General features: G+C 63.2%; 14 protein-coding genes and 1 pseudogene. 4 read left to right on the top strand and 11 right to left on the bottom strand.

Annotated features, from left to right (window positions below; translation table 11 throughout):
- Window positions 1-13: 13 nt before the first annotated feature.
- The 9 genes from SM757_RS27875 to SM757_RS27835 form a co-directional block, all read right to left on the bottom strand.
- Window positions 14-820, bottom strand: coding sequence for an endonuclease/exonuclease/phosphatase family protein (locus SM757_RS27875; protein ID WP_322467870.1), 807 nt, complete (start codon window positions 818-820; stop codon window positions 14-16).
- 3 nt (window positions 821-823) lie between these two features.
- On the bottom strand, window positions 824-1333 hold the full coding sequence (nudB, locus tag SM757_RS27870; RefSeq protein ID WP_322467869.1) for a dihydroneopterin triphosphate diphosphatase: 510 nt from the start codon (window positions 1331-1333) through the stop codon (window positions 824-826).
- A gap of 101 nt (window positions 1334-1434) precedes the next feature.
- A complete protein-coding gene (locus SM757_RS27865) occupies window positions 1435-1695 on the bottom strand; it encodes a hypothetical protein (RefSeq protein ID WP_066340278.1) in 261 nt (86 codons plus the stop codon).
- Window positions 1696-1809: 114 nt separating this feature from the next.
- Entirely contained in the window at window positions 1810-3600 is a 1791-nt protein-coding gene (aspS, locus tag SM757_RS27860; RefSeq protein WP_066340275.1) for an aspartate--tRNA ligase, read from the bottom strand.
- 73 nt (window positions 3601-3673) lie between these two features.
- Window positions 3674-4348 carry a DUF502 domain-containing protein gene (locus tag SM757_RS27855; protein ID WP_322467868.1) on the bottom strand — a complete coding sequence of 225 codons (675 nt, stop codon included), beginning with the start codon at window positions 4346-4348 and terminating at the stop codon, window positions 3674-3676.
- A 32-nt stretch (window positions 4349-4380) separates the two neighbouring features.
- Window positions 4381-4680: an FmdB family zinc ribbon protein gene (locus SM757_RS27850; RefSeq protein WP_084267765.1), complete on the bottom strand. Its 300-nt coding sequence runs from the start codon at window positions 4678-4680 to the stop codon at window positions 4381-4383.
- A gap of 103 nt (window positions 4681-4783) precedes the next feature.
- Complete coding sequence (locus SM757_RS27845; RefSeq protein ID WP_066340270.1) at window positions 4784-6244, bottom strand: sodium:solute symporter family protein; 1461 nt, start codon at window positions 6242-6244, stop codon at window positions 4784-4786.
- Window positions 6245-6429: 185 nt separating this feature from the next.
- Window positions 6430-8001, bottom strand: a complete 1572-nt coding sequence (gene ubiB / locus SM757_RS27840) for a ubiquinone biosynthesis regulatory protein kinase UbiB (protein ID WP_322467867.1) — start codon at window positions 7999-8001, stop codon at window positions 6430-6432.
- The gene (locus SM757_RS27835; RefSeq protein ID WP_322467866.1) at window positions 7998-8489 is read right to left on the bottom strand and encodes a hypothetical protein; all 492 of its coding nucleotides are present in this window, start codon (window positions 8487-8489) and stop codon (window positions 7998-8000) included. Before SM757_RS27835 ends, ubiB begins: the two co-directional genes overlap by 4 nt.
- A gap of 103 nt (window positions 8490-8592) precedes the next feature.
- On the opposite strand from SM757_RS27835, the gene SM757_RS27830 reads away from it, so the two are divergent.
- From SM757_RS27830 to galE, 3 genes are read left to right on the top strand one after another with little or no spacing between them, the layout of a single operon-like run.
- The gene (locus SM757_RS27830; protein ID WP_322467865.1) at window positions 8593-10062 is read left to right on the top strand and encodes an undecaprenyl-phosphate glucose phosphotransferase; all 1470 of its coding nucleotides are present in this window, start codon (window positions 8593-8595) and stop codon (window positions 10060-10062) included.
- 24 nt (window positions 10063-10086) lie between these two features.
- Window positions 10087-11304: a porin family protein gene (locus SM757_RS27825; protein ID WP_322467864.1), complete on the top strand. Its 1218-nt coding sequence runs from the start codon at window positions 10087-10089 to the stop codon at window positions 11302-11304.
- Window positions 11301-12341 (top strand): UDP-glucose 4-epimerase GalE, encoded by a 1041-nt coding sequence (gene galE / locus SM757_RS27820; RefSeq protein WP_322467863.1) that lies wholly within the window; start codon window positions 11301-11303, stop codon window positions 12339-12341. Before SM757_RS27825 ends, galE begins: the two co-directional genes overlap by 4 nt.
- A gap of 117 nt (window positions 12342-12458) precedes the next feature.
- Here the strand turns inward: galE and SM757_RS27815 are convergent.
- Together SM757_RS27815 and ppa are read right to left on the bottom strand one after the other, a co-directional pair.
- Window positions 12459-13684 (bottom strand): annotated as a pseudogene (locus tag SM757_RS27815) (IS3 family transposase).
- 143 nt (window positions 13685-13827) lie between these two features.
- Window positions 13828-14367 (bottom strand): inorganic diphosphatase, encoded by a 540-nt coding sequence (gene ppa / locus SM757_RS27810; protein WP_066343478.1) that lies wholly within the window; start codon window positions 14365-14367, stop codon window positions 13828-13830.
- A 228-nt stretch (window positions 14368-14595) separates the two neighbouring features.
- Here ppa and SM757_RS27805 point away from each other — a divergent pair, with 228 nt between their 5' ends.
- On the top strand, window positions 14596-16731 hold the full coding sequence (locus SM757_RS27805) for a sodium-translocating pyrophosphatase (protein WP_322467862.1): 2136 nt from the start codon (window positions 14596-14598) through the stop codon (window positions 16729-16731).
- Window positions 16732-16737: the final 6 nt, after the last annotated feature.

Genomic DNA, 16737 nt, shown 5'->3' with positions numbered 1-16737 from the left:
CCCGCGCGCGCCCTCATGCCGCTTCGAGCTCGGCCACCAGCGGCAGGTGGTCCGACATGCGGGCCCAGGCCGTGCCGCGCGGGACGAAGGTCGAGCGGCAGCGCAGGCCGCGCAGGTAAAAGCGGTCCAGCGCGAACACCGGCGCCAGCGAGGGGAAGGTTGGGCAGTGGTTGCGGGCGTCGGCAGGCCGTGCGCGCTGCAGGCCTATGCCGTACATGGGCGGGTCGAGCTTCTCGGCCCAGTCGTTGAAGTCACCCGCCACCACCAGCGGCTCGTCGGCGGGCACGTTGGCCTCCAGGAACTCGGCGAGCTTTTGCACCTGGCGCACGCGGCTGGCGTGTATGAGGCCGAAGTGCGCGACCACGGCGTGGATGGTCCGGCCCTGCCACTGCACGGGCACGTGCAGCAGGCCGCGCTGTTCGAAACGGTGGTCGCTGACGTCGAAGTGGCCGATGTCGCCAATGGGCCAGCGCGACAGCAGCGCGTTGCCATGCTCGCCGTGCTTGGTCACGGCGTTGGTGCGGTAGGCGACGTCGTAGCCCTCGGGGGCCAGGAAATGGGCCTGCCCCTGCTCCGGCCAGCCGAACTTGCTGCGGTCGAACAGCCGCGCTTCGCGGGTGTTGAACAGGCGCACCTCCTGCAGGAAGACCATGTCGGCGTCCAGCGCCTCCACGCCCAGGCCGAGGTTGTGAATCTCCAGCCGCTTGCGCGGGCCGATGCCGCGCACGCCTTTGTGGATGTTGTAAGTGGCTACGCGCAGCAGCGTGGGATCGCTCTCCGCCGAGGGCAGTTGGGTGGACTGCAGCCGGTTGAGCACCATGGCTCAAGCTCCGCTGCCGGGCACCGCGCCGGCCACGCCGGCAAAGCGCGGCAGCTGCAGGATGGCTTTGGCGTTGCTGGGCGAGTAGCAGGCCGCGGCGGCTTCGCGCCAGGGCAGCCAGCGCAGCGCGGTGTGCTCGCGCGGCGCCAGGCGCACGGGCGTGCCGGCGGGCACGGTCAGTCCGAACACATGCTCGGTGTTGTGCGTCACGCCGCTGGCGTAGCGGTGCAGGAAGCGTGGATAGATCTCGTACACGTTGCGCAACCCCCAGTCGCGCAACGCGGCAAGGCCAATGCCCGGGGCATGCACATCGATGCCGGTTTCCTCGGCCACCTCGCGTACGCAGGTGGTGATGAGGGGCTCGTCCGCGCTGTCCTTGGAACCGGTGACGCTCTGCCAGAAGCCGGGCGTGTCGGTCCGCTCCATGAGCAGGACGTCCAGGGCCGGGGTGTGTATCACCACCAGCACGGATTCGGGGATCTTGTAGGGACGCTGGGATATCACTTCAGGCATGCGCCTGAGCATAGCGGCGCGGCGCGCGCTCCCAAGGGGGGACGGTCAAGAACGACGGTCCGGTGCGCGGGCGGCACGAGGCGCCCGCGCCAGCAGCGGCATCAGCGCGCGCTGGCGGATTGCACGGGGGCGGTGTTGTCCAGCGCGGGGCCGCTGGTCCAGCGGGTGCTGGCCGGCGGCGCGACGATGAAGCGGTTGGCGTCGATGGCGCCTTCGCGGTACTGGCGGGCGACCAGCACGGCGGGGTGCTCGCCATTGGCACGCACGGCGGTGGCTTGCGTGGAAGCGGCTTGGGTGGTGCCTTCAGCTTGGGCCACGGCGGCAACGACGAGCAGGGTGAAGGCAAGTACAACGGTCTTCATGGTGCTTTTCCTAGTGTTTACCCTACTAGTGTAAACCCCAGGCCAAACCCCTTGCCGGCGCTATTGCACAGCCTCCCGCGGCTTGGGCCCGACGGGCCCAAGCCTTGCGCTGGATCAAGCCGTGGCGGCCGGATTGCGCAGTCGGATGTGCAGCTCGCGCAGTTGCTTCTCGTCGACGTTGCTGGGTGCGCCGGTGAGCAGGCACTGGGCACGCTGCGTCTTGGGGAAGGCGATGACGTCGCGAATGGACTCGGCCTTGGTCATAAGCGTGACCAGGCGGTCCAGGCCAAAGGCCAAGCCGCCGTGCGGGGGCGCGCCGTACTGCAGCGCGTCCAGCAGGAAGCCGAACTTGAGCTGCGCTTCCTCGGGGCCGATCTTCAAGGCGCTGAAGACCTTGCTCTGCACTTCGGCGCGGTGGATACGCACCGAGCCGCCGCCGAGCTCCCAGCCGTTGAGCACCATGTCGTAGGCCTTGGCGACGCAGGCACCGGGGTCGGTGTCCATGAGGTCCTCGTGGCCGTCCTTGGGGGCGGTGAACGGGTGGTGCACGGCGACCCAGCGGTCGTCTTCCTCGTCGTGCTCGAACATGGGGAAGTCGATGACCCACAGCGGCGCCCAGCGGTCCTCGAACAGGCCCTTGTTGCGACCGAAGTCGCTGTGGCCGATCTTCACGCGCAGCGCGCCGATGGCGTCGTTGACGACCTTGGCCTTGTCGGCGCCGAAGAACAGCAGGTCGCCCGTCTGCGCGCCGGTGCGCTCCAGGATTTGCTGGATGGCGCGGTCGTGCAGGTTCTTGACGATGGGCGACTGCAGGCCTTCGCGGCCCTTGGCCAAGTCGTTGACCTTGATCCAGGCCAGGCCCTTGGCGCCGTAGATCTTGACGAACTCGGTGTAGCCGTCGATCTCGCCGCGGCTCATCTCGCCGCCGCCGGGCACGCGCAGCGCGACCACGCGGCCGCCCTTGGTGGTGGCCGGGGTGCTGAAGACCTTGAAGTCCACGTCGGCCATCACGTCGGTGAGCTCGGTGAACTCCAGCTTGACGCGCAGGTCGGGCTTGTCCGAGCCGTACAGGCGCATGGCGTCGGCGTAAGTCATAACCGGGTAGTCACCCAGCTCGACGTCCAGCGCCTTGCGGAAGACGTGGCGGATCATGCCTTCGGTCAGGTCACGGATATCCTGCTCGCCCAGGAAACTGGTTTCCAAGTCGATCTGCGTGAATTCGGGCTGGCGGTCGGCGCGCAGGTCCTCGTCGCGGAAGCACTTGGTGATCTGGTAGTAGCGGTCGTAGCCGGCGACCATCAGCAGCTGCTTGAACAGCTGGGGCGACTGCGGCAGCGCGAAGAACTGGCCGTCGTGCACGCGGCTGGGCACCAGATAGTCACGGGCACCTTCGGGGGTGCTCTTCGTGAGCATCGGCGTCTCGATGTCGATGAAGCCTTGCTCGTCGAGGTACTTGCGGACTTCCATGGCCACGCGGTAGCGCAGCATCAGGTTGTTCTGCATGTAGGGGCGGCGCAGGTCCAGCACGCGGTGCGTGAGGCGCGTGGTTTCGGAGAGGTTTTCCTCGTCGAGCTGGAACGGGGGCGTCACGCTGGGGTTGAGCACTTCCAGCTCGTGGCAGAGCACCTCGATCTTGCCGCTGACGAGGTTGGCGTTCTCCGTGCCCGCGGGCCGCGCACGCACCTTGCCGACGACCTTGAGGCAGAACTCGTTGCGCACGCTCTCGGCGGTGGCGAACATCTCGGGGCGGTCGGGGTCGCACACCACCTGCACCACGCCTTCGCGGTCGCGCAGGTCGATGAAGATGACGCCGCCATGGTCACGGCGGCGGTGGGCCCAGCCCATCAGGGTCACGGTCTGGCCCATCAGCGCTTCGCTGACGCGGCCGCAGTAGCTGCTTCTCATTGTCTGGCTCCAGGACTTGTTCGATGAGGCCGCCGCGGCCGGCGGCCAGTGTGGGGAGAGCGCCGGCGCGTTGTCAGCCGGCGCGGTTTCGCAGCGGCAGCGGCGCGGCGGCGGCAGGAGAAGCCGCCGCGGTTGCGGGCGGGGCGACGACGCCCATGGAAATGATGTACTTGAGCGCCTCGTCCACGCTCATCTGCAAAGGCATCACGTCGGAGCGCGGCACCATCAGGAAGAAGCCCGAGGTCGGGTTGGGCGTGGTGGGCACGTAAAGGCTCAGGTGCTCGGCACTGCCCAGCCGCGTCGCCACCTCGCCGCCGGGGCGGCCGGTGACGAAGGCGATGGTCCAGGAGCCCGCGCGCGGGTACTGCACCAGCACGGCCTCGCGGAAAGCGTTGCCGTTGCTGGAGAACAGCGTGTCCGAGACCTGCTTGACCGAGCTGTAGATGGACTTGACGATGGGGATGCGGCCCATGAGCCGGTCCCACTGCCGCAGCCACCACTGGCCGAAGACGTTGGCCACGAACATGCCGGTGAGCAGCAGGCCCGCGACCATCACGAGCACGCTCAGGCCGGGAATCCTGCGCAGCTCGTCCAGGCCGGTCTGGGCCGACAGCGGCAGCACTGCGGAGACGGCCAGCAGCAGCCAGTCGAACACGCCGTTCATCAGGTTGAGCACCCACAGGAGCACCCAGACCGTGACGGCCAGCGGCATCCACACCAGCAGGCCGGCAACGATGTACTTCTTCACGCGCGGCCGCCTTTACCGGGAAACACGGTGCATCAGTGGCAGGCGCACGAGCCGCCGCAGCCGGCTGCGGGCGCGGCGCTGTCGGACGACGACGAGGAAGACGCCGCCGACTCCGCGGGCTTGGTGGCCGGCGCGGACGTGCCGCCGCTGCCGCCCTTGAAGTCGGTCACGTACCAACCCGAACCCTTGAGCTGGAAGCCCGCGGCGGTGAGCTGCTTGCTGAAGGCCTCGGCGCCGCACGAGGGACACGTGGTCAGCACGGGGTCGGACATCTTCTGCAGCACGTCCTTCGCGTGACCGCAGGCAGAACAGCGATAAGCGTAGATCGGCATGGCTAAGCCTTTGATGCAAAACGAAAAATTATAAAGCCCGAGGTGGGGTGCCGCCGTTGGTGAGGCCAGGCGACACGCCCGCGGCTGCAAATAGGGTCACATTTCAGGCTTTCAAGCCGCTGTCCAGACCGCGCAGCGCGTGGTGCGAGCCATGGCGGTTCTTGAGCGCCTGCGGGCCCAGCGAGCCCACCAGCATGCCCAGCGCGCCCATCAGGAAGCCGGCCAACTGCGCCGGGAAGCTCTCCCCGGCCGGCGTGGCCAGGAACATGGCCCAGGTCAGGATGCCCAGCACGATGGAGAAGATCGCGCCCTGTGTGGTGGCCCGCTTCCAGTACAGGCCCGCCACCAGCGGAACGAAGGCGCCCACGAGTGTGACCTGGTAGGCGCCGGAGACCATGTCGTAGATGGGCGTGCCCTCGGAGAGGATGGCGTAGGTGCACACCAGCATGCTGAACACCAGCACGGCGATGCGCATGGTGCGCAGCTCCTGGCGGTCGCTCTGGCGCGGGGAAAACTGGCGCCAGACGTTCTCCACGAAGGTCACCGAGGGTGCCAGCAGCGTGGCCGAGGCCGTGCTCTTGAGCGCGGACAGCAGCGCGCCGAAGAACAGCACCTGCATCACGAACGGCATGTGCTCCAGCACCAGCGTGGGCAGCACCTTCTGAGGATCCTGCTCGATGAGTTCGGTGGCCTGCTCCGGCATGATGATCAGCGCGCTGGTCACCAAGAACATGGGCACGAAGGCGAACGCGATGTAGCACAGGCCGCCAATGACCGGGCCCTTGGTGGCGGCGTTGATGTCCTTGGCCGACATCACGCGCTGGAAAACGTCCTGCTGCGGGATGGAGCCCAGCATCATCGTGATGGCCGCTGCGATGAAGAAGACGACGTCGGTGAACGTGGGCTCGGGCAGGAAGCGGAAGAGATCCTTGCTGGTGGCCAGCTCGATCACCTTGTCAGCGCCGCCGGCCTGGTCGGCGGCGAAGACGGCGATGATGGCCAGGCCGGCCACCAGGATGATCATCTGGATGAAGTCCGTCACCGCGACCGACCACATGCCGCCGAACAGCGTGTAGGCCAGGATGGAGGCCGTTCCCAGCACCATGCCCACCGCCGGGCTGATGGTGCCGCCGGAGAGCAGGTTGAACACCAGGCCCAGCGCCGTGACCTGCGCCGACACCCAACCCAGGTAGCTCACGATGATGATGAGCGAGCAGACCACCTCGACGCCGCGGCCATAGCGCTCACGGTAGTAGTCGCTGATGGTCAGCAGCGACATGCGGTAGAGCTTGGCGGCGAAGAAGATGCCTACCAGGATCAGGCAGGTGCCCGCGCCGAACGGGTCCTCCACCACTTCGCCCAGGCCGCCTTGCACGAACTTGGCCGGGATGCCCAGCACCGTCTCGGAGCCGAACCAGGTGGCAAAGGTGGTGGTGACGATCATCACCAGCGGCAGGTGCCGGCCGGCGACGGCGAAGTCGGAGGTGGTCTTGACCCGCTTGGCAGCCCACAGGCCGATGGCGATGGTCAGCAGCAAATACACGAGGACCAGGGTCAGCAGCATGGCGCGGCCTGCGGGCAAAAGGGGCTGGGGGGACGTGCGCGGCGGAAAGCACGAATTGCGCCGCCACTGAACGCGGCGCGCATTATCCCCGCATTGCAAGGGGGAGTCTTGCGCGCACGGCGGGCCGTGCACCCGGGCATGGCGGAACCGGCACAAATCGCCCTTCCCGCGCACGCCGCCGGTGCTCACATGGGCATGAGGACGTGCAGCCGCAGTGCCATGCGCATCAGCCCAACGCCCAAGGCAAAGCCCAGGGCGCCCCACAGCAGGCCCTGCAACAGCCGGTTGGTGCGCTTTTGCTCGGCCAGCAGCGCAGCCAGGAGCACTTGAGAATCGTCGGACCTGGCGGGCGAGCGCTGCAGCGCGTGGTGCAGCAACCGCGGCACTTCAGGCAGCAGCCGCGCGTAATGCGGCGCCTCGTGTTTGAGCTTGTCCACCAGCGCGCGCCAGCCGATCTGCTCGTTCATCCAGCGCTCCAGGAAGGGCTTGGCCGTGGCCCACAGGTCCAATTCCGGATCGAGCTGCCGGCCCAGGCCTTCGACGTTGAGCAGCGTCTTTTGCAGCAGCACCAATTGCGGCTGTATCTCGACGTTGAAGCGGCGCGAGGTCTGGAACAGCCGCAGCAGCACTTGGCCCAGCGAGATGTCCTTGAGCGGGCGGTCGAAGTGCGGCTCGCACACGGCGCGGATGGCGGACTCCAGCGAGTCAATGCGCGTGCCCGGCGGCACCCAGCCCGACTCCAGGTGCAGTTCCGCCACGCGCTTGTAGTCGCGGCGGAAGAAGGCGATGAAGTTCTGCGCCAGGTATTCCTTGTCGACCTCGGTGAGCGTGCCCATGATCCCGAAGTCCAGCGCAATGTAGCGGCCGAACGTGGCCGGCTCCAGGCTCACCTGGATGTTGCCGGGGTGCATGTCGGCGTGGAAAAAGCCGTCGCGAAAGACCTGGGTGAAGAAGATGGTCACGCCGTCGCGCGCCAGCTTGGGAATGTCCACGCCCGCCTCGCGCAGCTTGCCGATCTGGCTGATGGGCGTGCCGCGCATGCGCTCCATCACGATCACGCCCGGCGCACACAAATCCCACACCATCTCGGGGACCATCACGAGGTCCAGCCCATCCATGTTGCGGCGCAACTGCGCGGCGTTGGAGGCTTCGCGCACGAGATCCAGTTCGTCGTGCAGATAGATGTCGAACTCGGCCACGACTTCGCGCGGCTTGAGGCGGCGCGCGTCGGTGCTGGTGCGCTCCATCCAGCGGGCGAAGCGATGCAGCAGGGCCAGATCGTCCTCGATCACGGCCAGCATGCCCGGGCGCAACACCTTCACGGCCACCTCACGCCCGTCACGCAGCGTGGCGAAGTGCACCTGCGCGATGGAGGCGCTGGCCACCGGCTCGGGGCTGAAGTGCGAGAACACTTCGTCTATGCGCCGGCCAAAGGCGCGCTCTACCAGCGTGATGGCCTGCATGCCGGGAAACGGCGGAACGTTGTCCTGCAGCCGCGCGAGCTCGTCAGCGATGTCCAGCGGCAGCAGGTCGCGCCGCGTGGACAGCACTTGGCCAAACTTGACGAAGATGGGTCCAAGCCGCTCCAGCGCGCGGCGCAGCCGCACGCCACGCGCCTCGTCGAAGCGGCGCCCAAGCGTCACCACCACGGCCAGCGCGCGCACCCAACGCTGGCGGAAATGCGACAGCGCGATGTCGTCCAGGCCAAAGCGCAGGACGGTGAACGCGATGTAGAGCAGTCGTGCGAACTGCCTCATGAGCCGGCACGCCAGCGCGCCGCGCCCCCGACCAGTGCCTGCCGCAGACCACGCGCCAGCGCCGCGCCCAATGCGCTGAGCTGCTGCGCCGCGGCGGCGCCGAGCACGCGCTCCAAGTCAGCCGCCACGTCCCAGCGCAGGTTCTGCAGCAGCCAATTGATGTCGGCAGCCAGCGCCGCATCGCCGTCGAGTTGCAGCGGCGGCTGCGTGCCGCTCAGCGCCTGCAGCATCAGCGCCGCCGGGTTGCCGGCGTCTACCCGCACGTGCAATTGGGCCGACGCGGGCGGCGCCGCTTCCCACTCCAGCAGCCCCGCGGGCGTGATGCGCCAGCACAGCACGGGCGGCGGCGGCAACAGACCCGGCCAGCGTTCCAAGTGGAATTGCACAAGCGCGCCTTCACGCGGGCGCAGCAACTGCCGCGCCACGGGCTCGCTGTCAAGCACGTGATTCAGGAGCAGCGTGATCCGCTGCATCAGGGCAGGAGCCATCAGGGCATTCAGGGCTTGCAACATGCGCGGCATTGTAGGCACCCAGGTTTGAACGCCCGCATCCACGGGAACCGGATCGGTAAGGCCGGGCGCAAGGTCGAGAATGGCTCTCAACAACAGGGGTAAGGAGCTGGCGCGCGAGCATGCATGTGCCGCAGCCAATACGGGTCACCCGGATTCCATGATCGCCCATCGCAGCTACAAACGAACCTTCTACAGCGCGCCTCAATCCGTCACCTCGCTCGTGGCTGCCTTCATGGAGCCCACGCTTGCTGTGGCGGTGTTTTTGCTGGCCACGCGCTGGTACGGCCAACCCATAGAGCGCCCTGCGCTCACACTCGGCTTGCTGGTATTCGCCTTGACATTTCCAGGCCGTCAGCGCTTTAAGGACCCATTGCCCGCCGCGGCCATGGACATCTTTAATAGCTGGATCGTGCTGCTGTTGGCTCTAGTGCTTTGCGGCTACGCCACGCAAAGTCTGGGCTACTTCAACCGCCGGGTACTTCTGGCTTGGGCAGTGACCACGCCGGTGCTGTTGTGGCTGGGCGTGGCTGCCGGACAGACCATACTGCGCCGCCGCGCCGCACAGGAGGTTCTGCGCCGCCCGGCAGTCGTCGTAGGCAGCGGACTGCTGGGCGTAAAGGTCGCGCGGGCACTGCGCGAGAGCAGCGACCAAGGCAGTGTCTTTGTGGGCTATTTCGACGACCGCCATGACGCCCGCGTGCACCAGGAGGCCAGCGGGCTGCTGGGCACATTGCAGGACGTGGCGCCCTACATCCGGGCGCAGGGCGTCAAGGAGGTCTACATCACACTCCCGCTGGGAGTACAGCCACGCATCGTGGAGTTGCTGGAATCGCTGCAGGGTACAACCGCCTCCATCTTCTTCGTGCCTGACGTCTTCGGCATCAGCATCATCCAGGGACGGCTTCAAGACATGAACGGCATTCCCGTGGTCGGCATCTGCGAGACGCCTTTCACCGGAACCAACGAGCTCACCAAGCGCATTTCCGATTTGGTGATCGCTTCCGTCGTTCTAGTGCTCATCTCGCCGTTGTTGCTGCTCATTGCCATAGGCGTCAAGCTCAGCTCGCCCGGCCCGATAATTTTTAAGCAACGACGCAACGGACTGGATGGCAGCGAAATTCTGGTCTACAAATTTCGCTCTATGACTGCGCAGGATAACGGCAGCGTTGTCAAGCAAGCGACCCGGGGCGATCCTCGCATCACCCGCTTCGGCGCTTTTTTGCGCCGTACCTCCCTGGACGAGCTGCCGCAGTTCTTCAATGTGTTGCAAGGCAGCATGAGCATCGTTGGCCCAAGGCCACATGCCGTAGCCCATAACGAGGAATACCGCAAGCTGATCAAGGCATACATGGTTCGCCACAAAGTCAAGCCTGGCATCACTGGGTGGGCTCAGGTCAACGGCCACCGTGGCGAGACCGACACGGTGCACAAGATGCAGGCCCGGGTGGAATACGATCTGGAGTACCTCCGCAACTGGTCGCTAGCCCTTGATTTGCACATCATGGTGCGCACGGCGCGGCTGGTTTTCTTCGATCGAAACGCCTATTGAGAAGCTGTCGCGGGAGAATTACTTTTGATCAAAAGAACCTTGCGCGCACCCTCGTGCGCCTTTAGTTGCGTCGCGCTTGCCGTTTTTGCCACTGTCGCTCAGGCCGAAACAAATCCCTATTATTTGGGAGCCTCATTGACACGCGGCCATGATTCCAACGTTTTTCGATTGCCAGGATATTTAGATCCGCAATCGGATTCATTCACGACGGCCACATTGCTTGCCGGATTCGATCAACCCATCAGTCGGCAGCGGGTTTATACAAACCTTGAGCTTCGCCGCCAGCGCTTTGACGATTTGAGTGAGCTGAACAATACCGGCCACAAGCTTGCTGCCGGCTTGGACTGGGAAACCATAGAGAATTACTCTGGCTCTATCGCTGCCGGATCAGAAAGAGCACTAGCCTCCTACAGCATTCCACGTCTCGGCCAAGATGCACTTAGAGAATTGAATATCAAGCGTGAACGCACCTTCAATGCAAGTGTGCAGCGCGGCAATTTGCGCAATGATCTACAGATATTTGGTGCATTCAATACCAGAGACACAGATTATTCCTCAGACGCATTTAGATTTCGCAACAACAAGCGGTATGCTGTGCGTGTGGGCACCCGCTGGCACCGCAACGATTTGCTGACACTGGGCACGGCCTGGGTGGAAGCACGCGGAAAATATACCTCCGCAGATATTGAATACACCAGCCACGCCATTGAGTTCACAGGCGAATGGAAGCCTTCCAGCGTGAGCGGCATTGATGGTCGCATTGGTTACGAGCAGCGCAGTTACGACAACGCTGCAGCACAGCGGGACTTTTCAGGTGTCACAGGATTACTGCGCTGGCATTGGGAGCCGACAGGCAAACTGGTATTCACAACTTCGCTGGTGCGGGATGCGGATGACAGTGAACGGCTTGTTGATCCGGGCACAAGCGATTTGACGATTGCAGGATCACGCGTTACTAATTCATTGATATTGGAAGCTGTTTGGAAGGCGACTGCAAAGGTTTCGGTCAACGCTAATTACCACTATAGCGACCGTACATTGACCAACCCAACGCTGGCTGCTTTGGATACCAGAGGCAATGACAAGACGCGTCAAGCCAGTTTGGGAGTTGCCTGGGCGGCCACCAACAGCATTTCATTTGGCTGCAACGTTGGCCGAGAAACCCGCAGCTCTGATTCCAACCTAAGTTTCCCTTTCAAGGCCAATACGGCCTCCTGTTACGTTCAGGCCCTTTTGAAATGACTACAAATATCCAGCCCCCTGAGGGCCCCACCGTACTTCTTACTGGGGCAACCGGCTACATAGGCTCTCATACCTGGCTTGCACTGCAAGCTGCAGGCTATCGCGTTGTGGGCGTGGACAACTTCAGCAACAGCTCTCCAAAAGTTTTGCCTAGACTGGATCGCCTTGGCACACAACCCATTGTTTTTGAGCAGGCTGATATTTGCGACGACACCGCAATGGAGCGCGTGTTCCAGCAGCACCGTCCCCAAGCCTTGATTCATTTCGCCGCCTTCAAGGCGGTCGGCGAATCCACCGAAAAACCACTAGATTATTACGCCAATAATATCGGTGGACTGGTTTCCGTATGTCGCACGATGCAGCGGCATGGCTGCAAGCGCTTCGTGTTCAGTTCAAGTGCCACCGTATACGGCGTTCCGGACAAATTACCTATCACGGAGAACGCACATCTTTCAGCCACCAATCCTTATGGACGGACAAAGCTCATGGGTGAGCAAATACTGAAAGATATAGAAGCCTCCAACCCTGGTTGGCAAACCGCTTGCCTTCGATATTTCAACCCTGTAGGCGCTCACGAAAGTGGCGATATTGGCGAAGATCCGCGGGGCATACCAAACAATCTCATGCCATACGTAGCTCAAGTAGCCATCGGTCGCCGGCCATTTCTACAAATATTCGGAGACGATTACAACACGCCGGACGGCACTGGCATGCGAGACTATATTCACGTCATGGACTTGGCCGAAGGCCATGTCGCTGCACTGAATTATTTATTCAATCAATCTGAATCGTTGACGGTCAATCTCGGCACAGGTCGCGGATACAGCGTGCTTGAAGTGGTTCAGGCTTATGAGGCGGCCAGCCAGCGCAACATTCCTTATCAAATCGTGAAACGCCGTCCAGGCGATGTCGCGGCCTGTTATGCGGACCCTTTTCATGCGAAGCGCACACTGAACTGGAGCACTCAATTCGATTTGCACAAAATGTGTGAAGACAGTTGGCGCTGGCAGTCACGCAATCCCCAGGGATTTGAATGAAACATCGGTGCCTCTTTTAATGGAAGTACCGCCACTTTTATTCTCATAATCCTCCAGATGAATATCTGGACCCGTCCTGGAATGCGTTGACACCCAGAACGGTTGAAGTTGCCGGGGCTACCCGGCCATGGACGCCCGGTGCACTGCACTGGGCGTTTGCATTTTCAGCGACAGGTGAGGCCGCTCGTCGTTGTAGATCTGCACCGACTCGGCCACCATGCGCCGCGCCTGCTGCACGTCGGCCGGACGCTGCAGCAGGAACTCGGTCTTGAGAATACCGTTGACACGCTCGGCCAGCGCGTTTTGGTAGCAGTCGTAGCCATCGGTCATGGAGCACTGGATGCCATGGCGGCGATGCAGCTCCTGGTAGTAGGTCGAGCAGTACTGGATTCCGCGATCCGAGTGGTGCACCAGAGGCTGCTGCGTCTGGCGGCCGCGCAGCGCCATCTTCAGCGCCTGCGCCACTTCTTCGGTTTGCAAGCTTTCGTGCACATGCCAGCCCACGATCTTGCGCGAGTAGGCGTCGGTCACCAGACTCAGGTAGGCGTACTTGCCCGCTGTGGGCAAGTACGTGATGTCGGACACCCACAGTCGCTCGCTGCCCGTGACGCACAGCTGCTGCGGCCCGGCCTTGACGAGGTTGGGATGACGCCGGAAGCGGTGATGGCTGTCGGTGGTTTTGTGGTGGGCCCGGCGCGGCGGCACCAGCAGCCGCGCGTTGCGCAGCGCGTCGAACATGGCATCGCGCCCCAACGCATGGCCTGCCTGGGCCAGCGGCTCACGTAGCAGGTGGTGCAACTTGCGCGTACCCAGCCGGGGCTGGCGCATGCGCTGCTGCTCCACCAACTGCACCACGGCCTAGGCGCGTTCTTCGCGCTGCGTGTTCCTGGCGCGCGCCTGGTAGAACGCCTGGCGGCTCATGCCCATGTAGCGGCAAGCCCTGCTCACGCTCAGCCCTTGGACGAGCTTTTGCGCGAGGACTTGCCCGAAGGCTTTTTTACGACGCGCACCCCGTAGTCCTTCTTGAGCACGTCGAGCACGGCCTCAAACAGCCGAGCCTTCTCGTTGACCTCAGCCAGCTGCACTTGCAGCGCCTTGATCTGCTGCTCGGGTGTGAGCGGCTTGGGTGACTTGTCTATGGGCATCGCCGCCGATGATGCCGCAACGCCCCAGCCCAGGCGCCCATAGCGGCGCAGCCAGCTCAGCACCGTCGAGCGGCCCTGGATGCCGTACTTGGCTTGGGCCTGCTTGTAGCTCAGCTCGCCTTTTTCCACCTGCTCCACCACGGCCAGTTTGAAGGCCATCGTGTAGTCGCGCTGCGTGCGCTTGGTCCTTGATTCCATTGCACCTTTCCCTTCCTCAGGGCAAAGGTGTCAACACTGGACAGGACGGGTCATCTGATGCAAAAAAGCCGGACATGCAAGCATGCTCGGCTTTTTTTCAACCGTGACGCCTAAGCCTGAAAAGCCGGCGTCGCCAGGAGCAATTACTCTTTGTTCTTAGCAGCCCAAGCAGCCATGCCGGTGCGGATTTCCTCGCGCGCACCCTCGGGGCCTTCCCAGCCCAGCACCTTGACCCACTTGCCCTTTTCCAGATCCTTGTAGTGCTCAAAGAAATGCTGGATTTGCTTGAGGCGAAGCTCGTTGAGGTCCTCAGGCTTTTGCCAGTGGCTGTAAATGGGAAGTATCTTGTTGGTCGGCACAGCCAGCAGTTTGCTGTCGCCTCCGGCCTCGTCTTCCATCTTGAGGATGCCGATGGGACGGCAGGTCACGACTACGCCCGGGATCAGCGGGAACGGCGTGATGACCAGGACGTCCACTGGATCACCATCATCGGCCAGCGTCTGCGGCACATAGCCGTAGTTGCACGGGTAGTGCATGGCGGTACCCATGAAGCGGTCAACGAACAGCGCGCCGCTGTCCTCGTCCACTTCGTACTTGATCGGGTCCGCGTTCATCGGGATTTCGATGATCACGTTGAACTCTTCCGGTGCCTTGGCGCCGGGCGTCACGCTATGCAGGCTCATGCTTTTTCTCGACTGAAGGGAAACGCCCATTCTAAGTACGACGCTTGCCGCCGCCTGACTGGCTGGTGCACACGGACGCACCACAGCGGTGAGAAAAAAGACCGTCATGCGTGAACTCATCCCGTAGCATCACCCACGATCCCGTGGCTGATCGCTGCGGATCCGGGCCGAATTGATCGGCGTCGGGCAGTACCTAGGCGCCACAACGTCGCGAAGGGAGCATCTTTGATGTCAACCAACTGGGCGCTGATCATTGCGCTGGCCTGCGGGCTGGCGGCTGTCCTCTACGGTTTTGTGCAACGCAGTTGGATACTGCGGCAGGACAGCGGCAACGACCGAATGCGCGAGATCGCCAATGCGGTACAGCAAGGGGCCGCGGCTTATCTCGCCAGGCAGTACAAGACCATCGCCGTCGTCGGCGTGATACTGGCAATTCTGATCGCCGTGTTCCTGGACGCCGCCACGGCAGCCGGTTTCGTTGCCGGCGCCGTGCTGTCGGGCGCCTGCGGCTTCATAGGCATGAACATCTCTGTGCGGGCCAACGTGCGCACGGCCCAAGCGGCCACGCAAGGCATTGGGCCCGCGCTCAACGTTGCGTTCAAAGGTGGCGCCATCACCGGCATGCTGGTCGTTGGCCTGGGACTGTTGGGGGTGGTGCTGTTCTTCTGGTTCATAACGTCCAACGGCAACGATGTCCCCACGCGCAGCCTGTCAGCCACGCTCAAGCCCATGCTGGGCTTTGCGTTCGGCTCATCGCTGATTTCCATCTTTGCCCGCTTGGGTGGAGGCATCTTCACAAAGGGCGCTGACGTGGGCGCCGACTTGGTGGGCAAGGTTGAAGCCGGCATCCCCGAGGACGACCCGCGCAACCCGGCCGTGATCGCAGACAACGTGGGAGACAACGTCGGCGATTGCGCCGGCATGGCTGCCGACCTGTTCGAGACCTACGTGGTGACTTTGATTGCCACCATGGCGCTGGGTGCGCTGATGGTCAGCGCCGCACCCATGCAAGCTGTGCTGTACCCGTTGGTTTTGGGCGGCGTATCCATCATTGCATCCATCATTGGTTGCGCCTTCGTCAAGGCATCGCCGCAAATGCGCAACGTGATGCCTGCGCTCTACAAGGGCCTCATCGTGGCGGGCGTGCTGTCGCTGGCCGCCTTCTGGTTCGTCACCGCTGCGCTCATACCGGACGATGCGCTTGGGCCCCGAACGCAGTTGCGTTTGTTCGGCTCCTGTGCAGTAGGCCTGGTGCTGACGGCAGCCATGGTGTGGGTTACCGAGTACTACACCGGGACCCAGTACAAGCCTGTGCAGCATGTGGCGCAAGCATCCACGACCGGCCATGGCACCAACATCATTGCAGGGCTGGGTGTGAGCATGAAGAGTACCGCCTGGCCGGTATTGCTGGTCTGCGCGGCGATTACGTTGTCTTATCAACTGGCAGGGCTGTACGGCATTGCCATCGCCGCCACCGCCATGCTCAGCATGGCCGGCATCGTGGTGGCCCTGGATGCCTATGGGCCCATCACCGACAACGCCGGCGGCATCGCTGAAATGGCCGAGCTGCCCGCAAGCGTGCGCGACATCACTGACCCATTGGACGCTGTGGGCAACACCACCAAGGCCGTCACAAAAGGCTATGCCATTGGTTCGGCGGGATTGGCCGCTCTAGTGCTGTTTGCCGACTACACGCACGCGTTGGAGACGCGCGGTATGGAGGTGCGATTTGATCTGTCTGACCCGCGAGTGATCATTGGCCTCTTCATTGGTGGACTGATTCCGTACCTTTTTGGTGCCATGGCCATGGAAGCCGTCGGACGCGCAGCGGGGGCTGTGGTTGAAGAAGTGCGACGGCAGTTCCGCGACATCCGAGGGATCATGGACGGTAGTGGCAAGCCTGAATATGGCCGGGCGGTGGACATGCTCACTGGGGCGGCCATCAAAGAAATGGTGCTGCCTTCGCTGCTGCCGGTCATCGTACCTATTCTCGTAGGTTTGTTTTTGGGTCCCAAAGCCCTGGGCGGCTTACTGATGGGAACAATCATCACGGGGTTGTTCGTGGCCATCAGCATGTGCACCGGTGGCGGCGCCTGGGATAACGCCAAGAAATATATTGAGGACGGGCATCACGGCGGCAAAGGCTCTGAGGCGCACAAAGCGGCCGTTACAGGCGATACCGTCGGTGATCCCTATAAAGACACAGCTGGACCAGCCGTAAACCCACTGATCAAAATCATCAATATCGTGGCGCTGCTTATTGTGCCGTTGCTGCCGATGGAAACGGGCACCGCTACAGGCATGACGCCTCAAGGCATTTCAATCACCGCTGCATCCGCTATTGCGACGCAACCAGCAAAATAGAATTCC

The sequence above is a fragment of the Azohydromonas lata genome (genome assembly GCF_034427735.1).
GTDB classification, from domain to species: Bacteria; Pseudomonadota; Gammaproteobacteria; order Burkholderiales; family Burkholderiaceae_C; genus Azohydromonas; species Azohydromonas lata.
Note: the sequence above shows the minus strand (reverse complement) of the source record. Positions and strands in the feature narration are given on the sequence as shown.

Bases quoted from the DNA above. Each gene is read 5' to 3' on its own strand.
- SM757_RS27835 (WP_322467866.1), bottom strand. From the start codon at position 8,489: ATGGCTCCTGCCCTGATGCAGCGGATCACGCTGCTCCTGAATCACGTG.
- aspS (WP_066340275.1), bottom strand. From the start codon at position 3,600: ATGAGAAGCAGCTACTGCGGCCGCGTCAGCGAAGCGCTGATGGGCCAG.
- SM757_RS27865 (WP_066340278.1), bottom strand. From the start codon at position 1,695: ATGAAGACCGTTGTACTTGCCTTCACCCTGCTCGTCGTTGCCGCCGTG.
- SM757_RS27830 (WP_322467865.1), top strand. From the start codon at position 8,593: ATGGCTCTCAACAACAGGGGTAAGGAGCTGGCGCGCGAGCATGCATGT.
- SM757_RS27875 (WP_322467870.1), bottom strand. From the start codon at position 820: ATGGTGCTCAACCGGCTGCAGTCCACCCAACTGCCCTCGGCGGAGAGC.
- galE (WP_322467863.1), top strand. From the start codon at position 11,301: ATGACTACAAATATCCAGCCCCCTGAGGGCCCCACCGTACTTCTTACT.
- SM757_RS27850 (WP_084267765.1), bottom strand. From the start codon at position 4,680: ATGCCGATCTACGCTTATCGCTGTTCTGCCTGCGGTCACGCGAAGGAC.
- ppa (WP_066343478.1), bottom strand. From the start codon at position 14,367: ATGAGCCTGCATAGCGTGACGCCCGGCGCCAAGGCACCGGAAGAGTTC.
- SM757_RS27845 (WP_066340270.1), bottom strand. From the start codon at position 6,244: ATGCTGCTGACCCTGGTCCTCGTGTATTTGCTGCTGACCATCGCCATC.
- nudB (WP_322467869.1), bottom strand. From the start codon at position 1,333: ATGCCTGAAGTGATATCCCAGCGTCCCTACAAGATCCCCGAATCCGTG.
- SM757_RS27805 (WP_322467862.1), top strand. From the start codon at position 14,596: ATGTCAACCAACTGGGCGCTGATCATTGCGCTGGCCTGCGGGCTGGCG.
- ubiB (WP_322467867.1), bottom strand. From the start codon at position 8,001: ATGAGGCAGTTCGCACGACTGCTCTACATCGCGTTCACCGTCCTGCGC.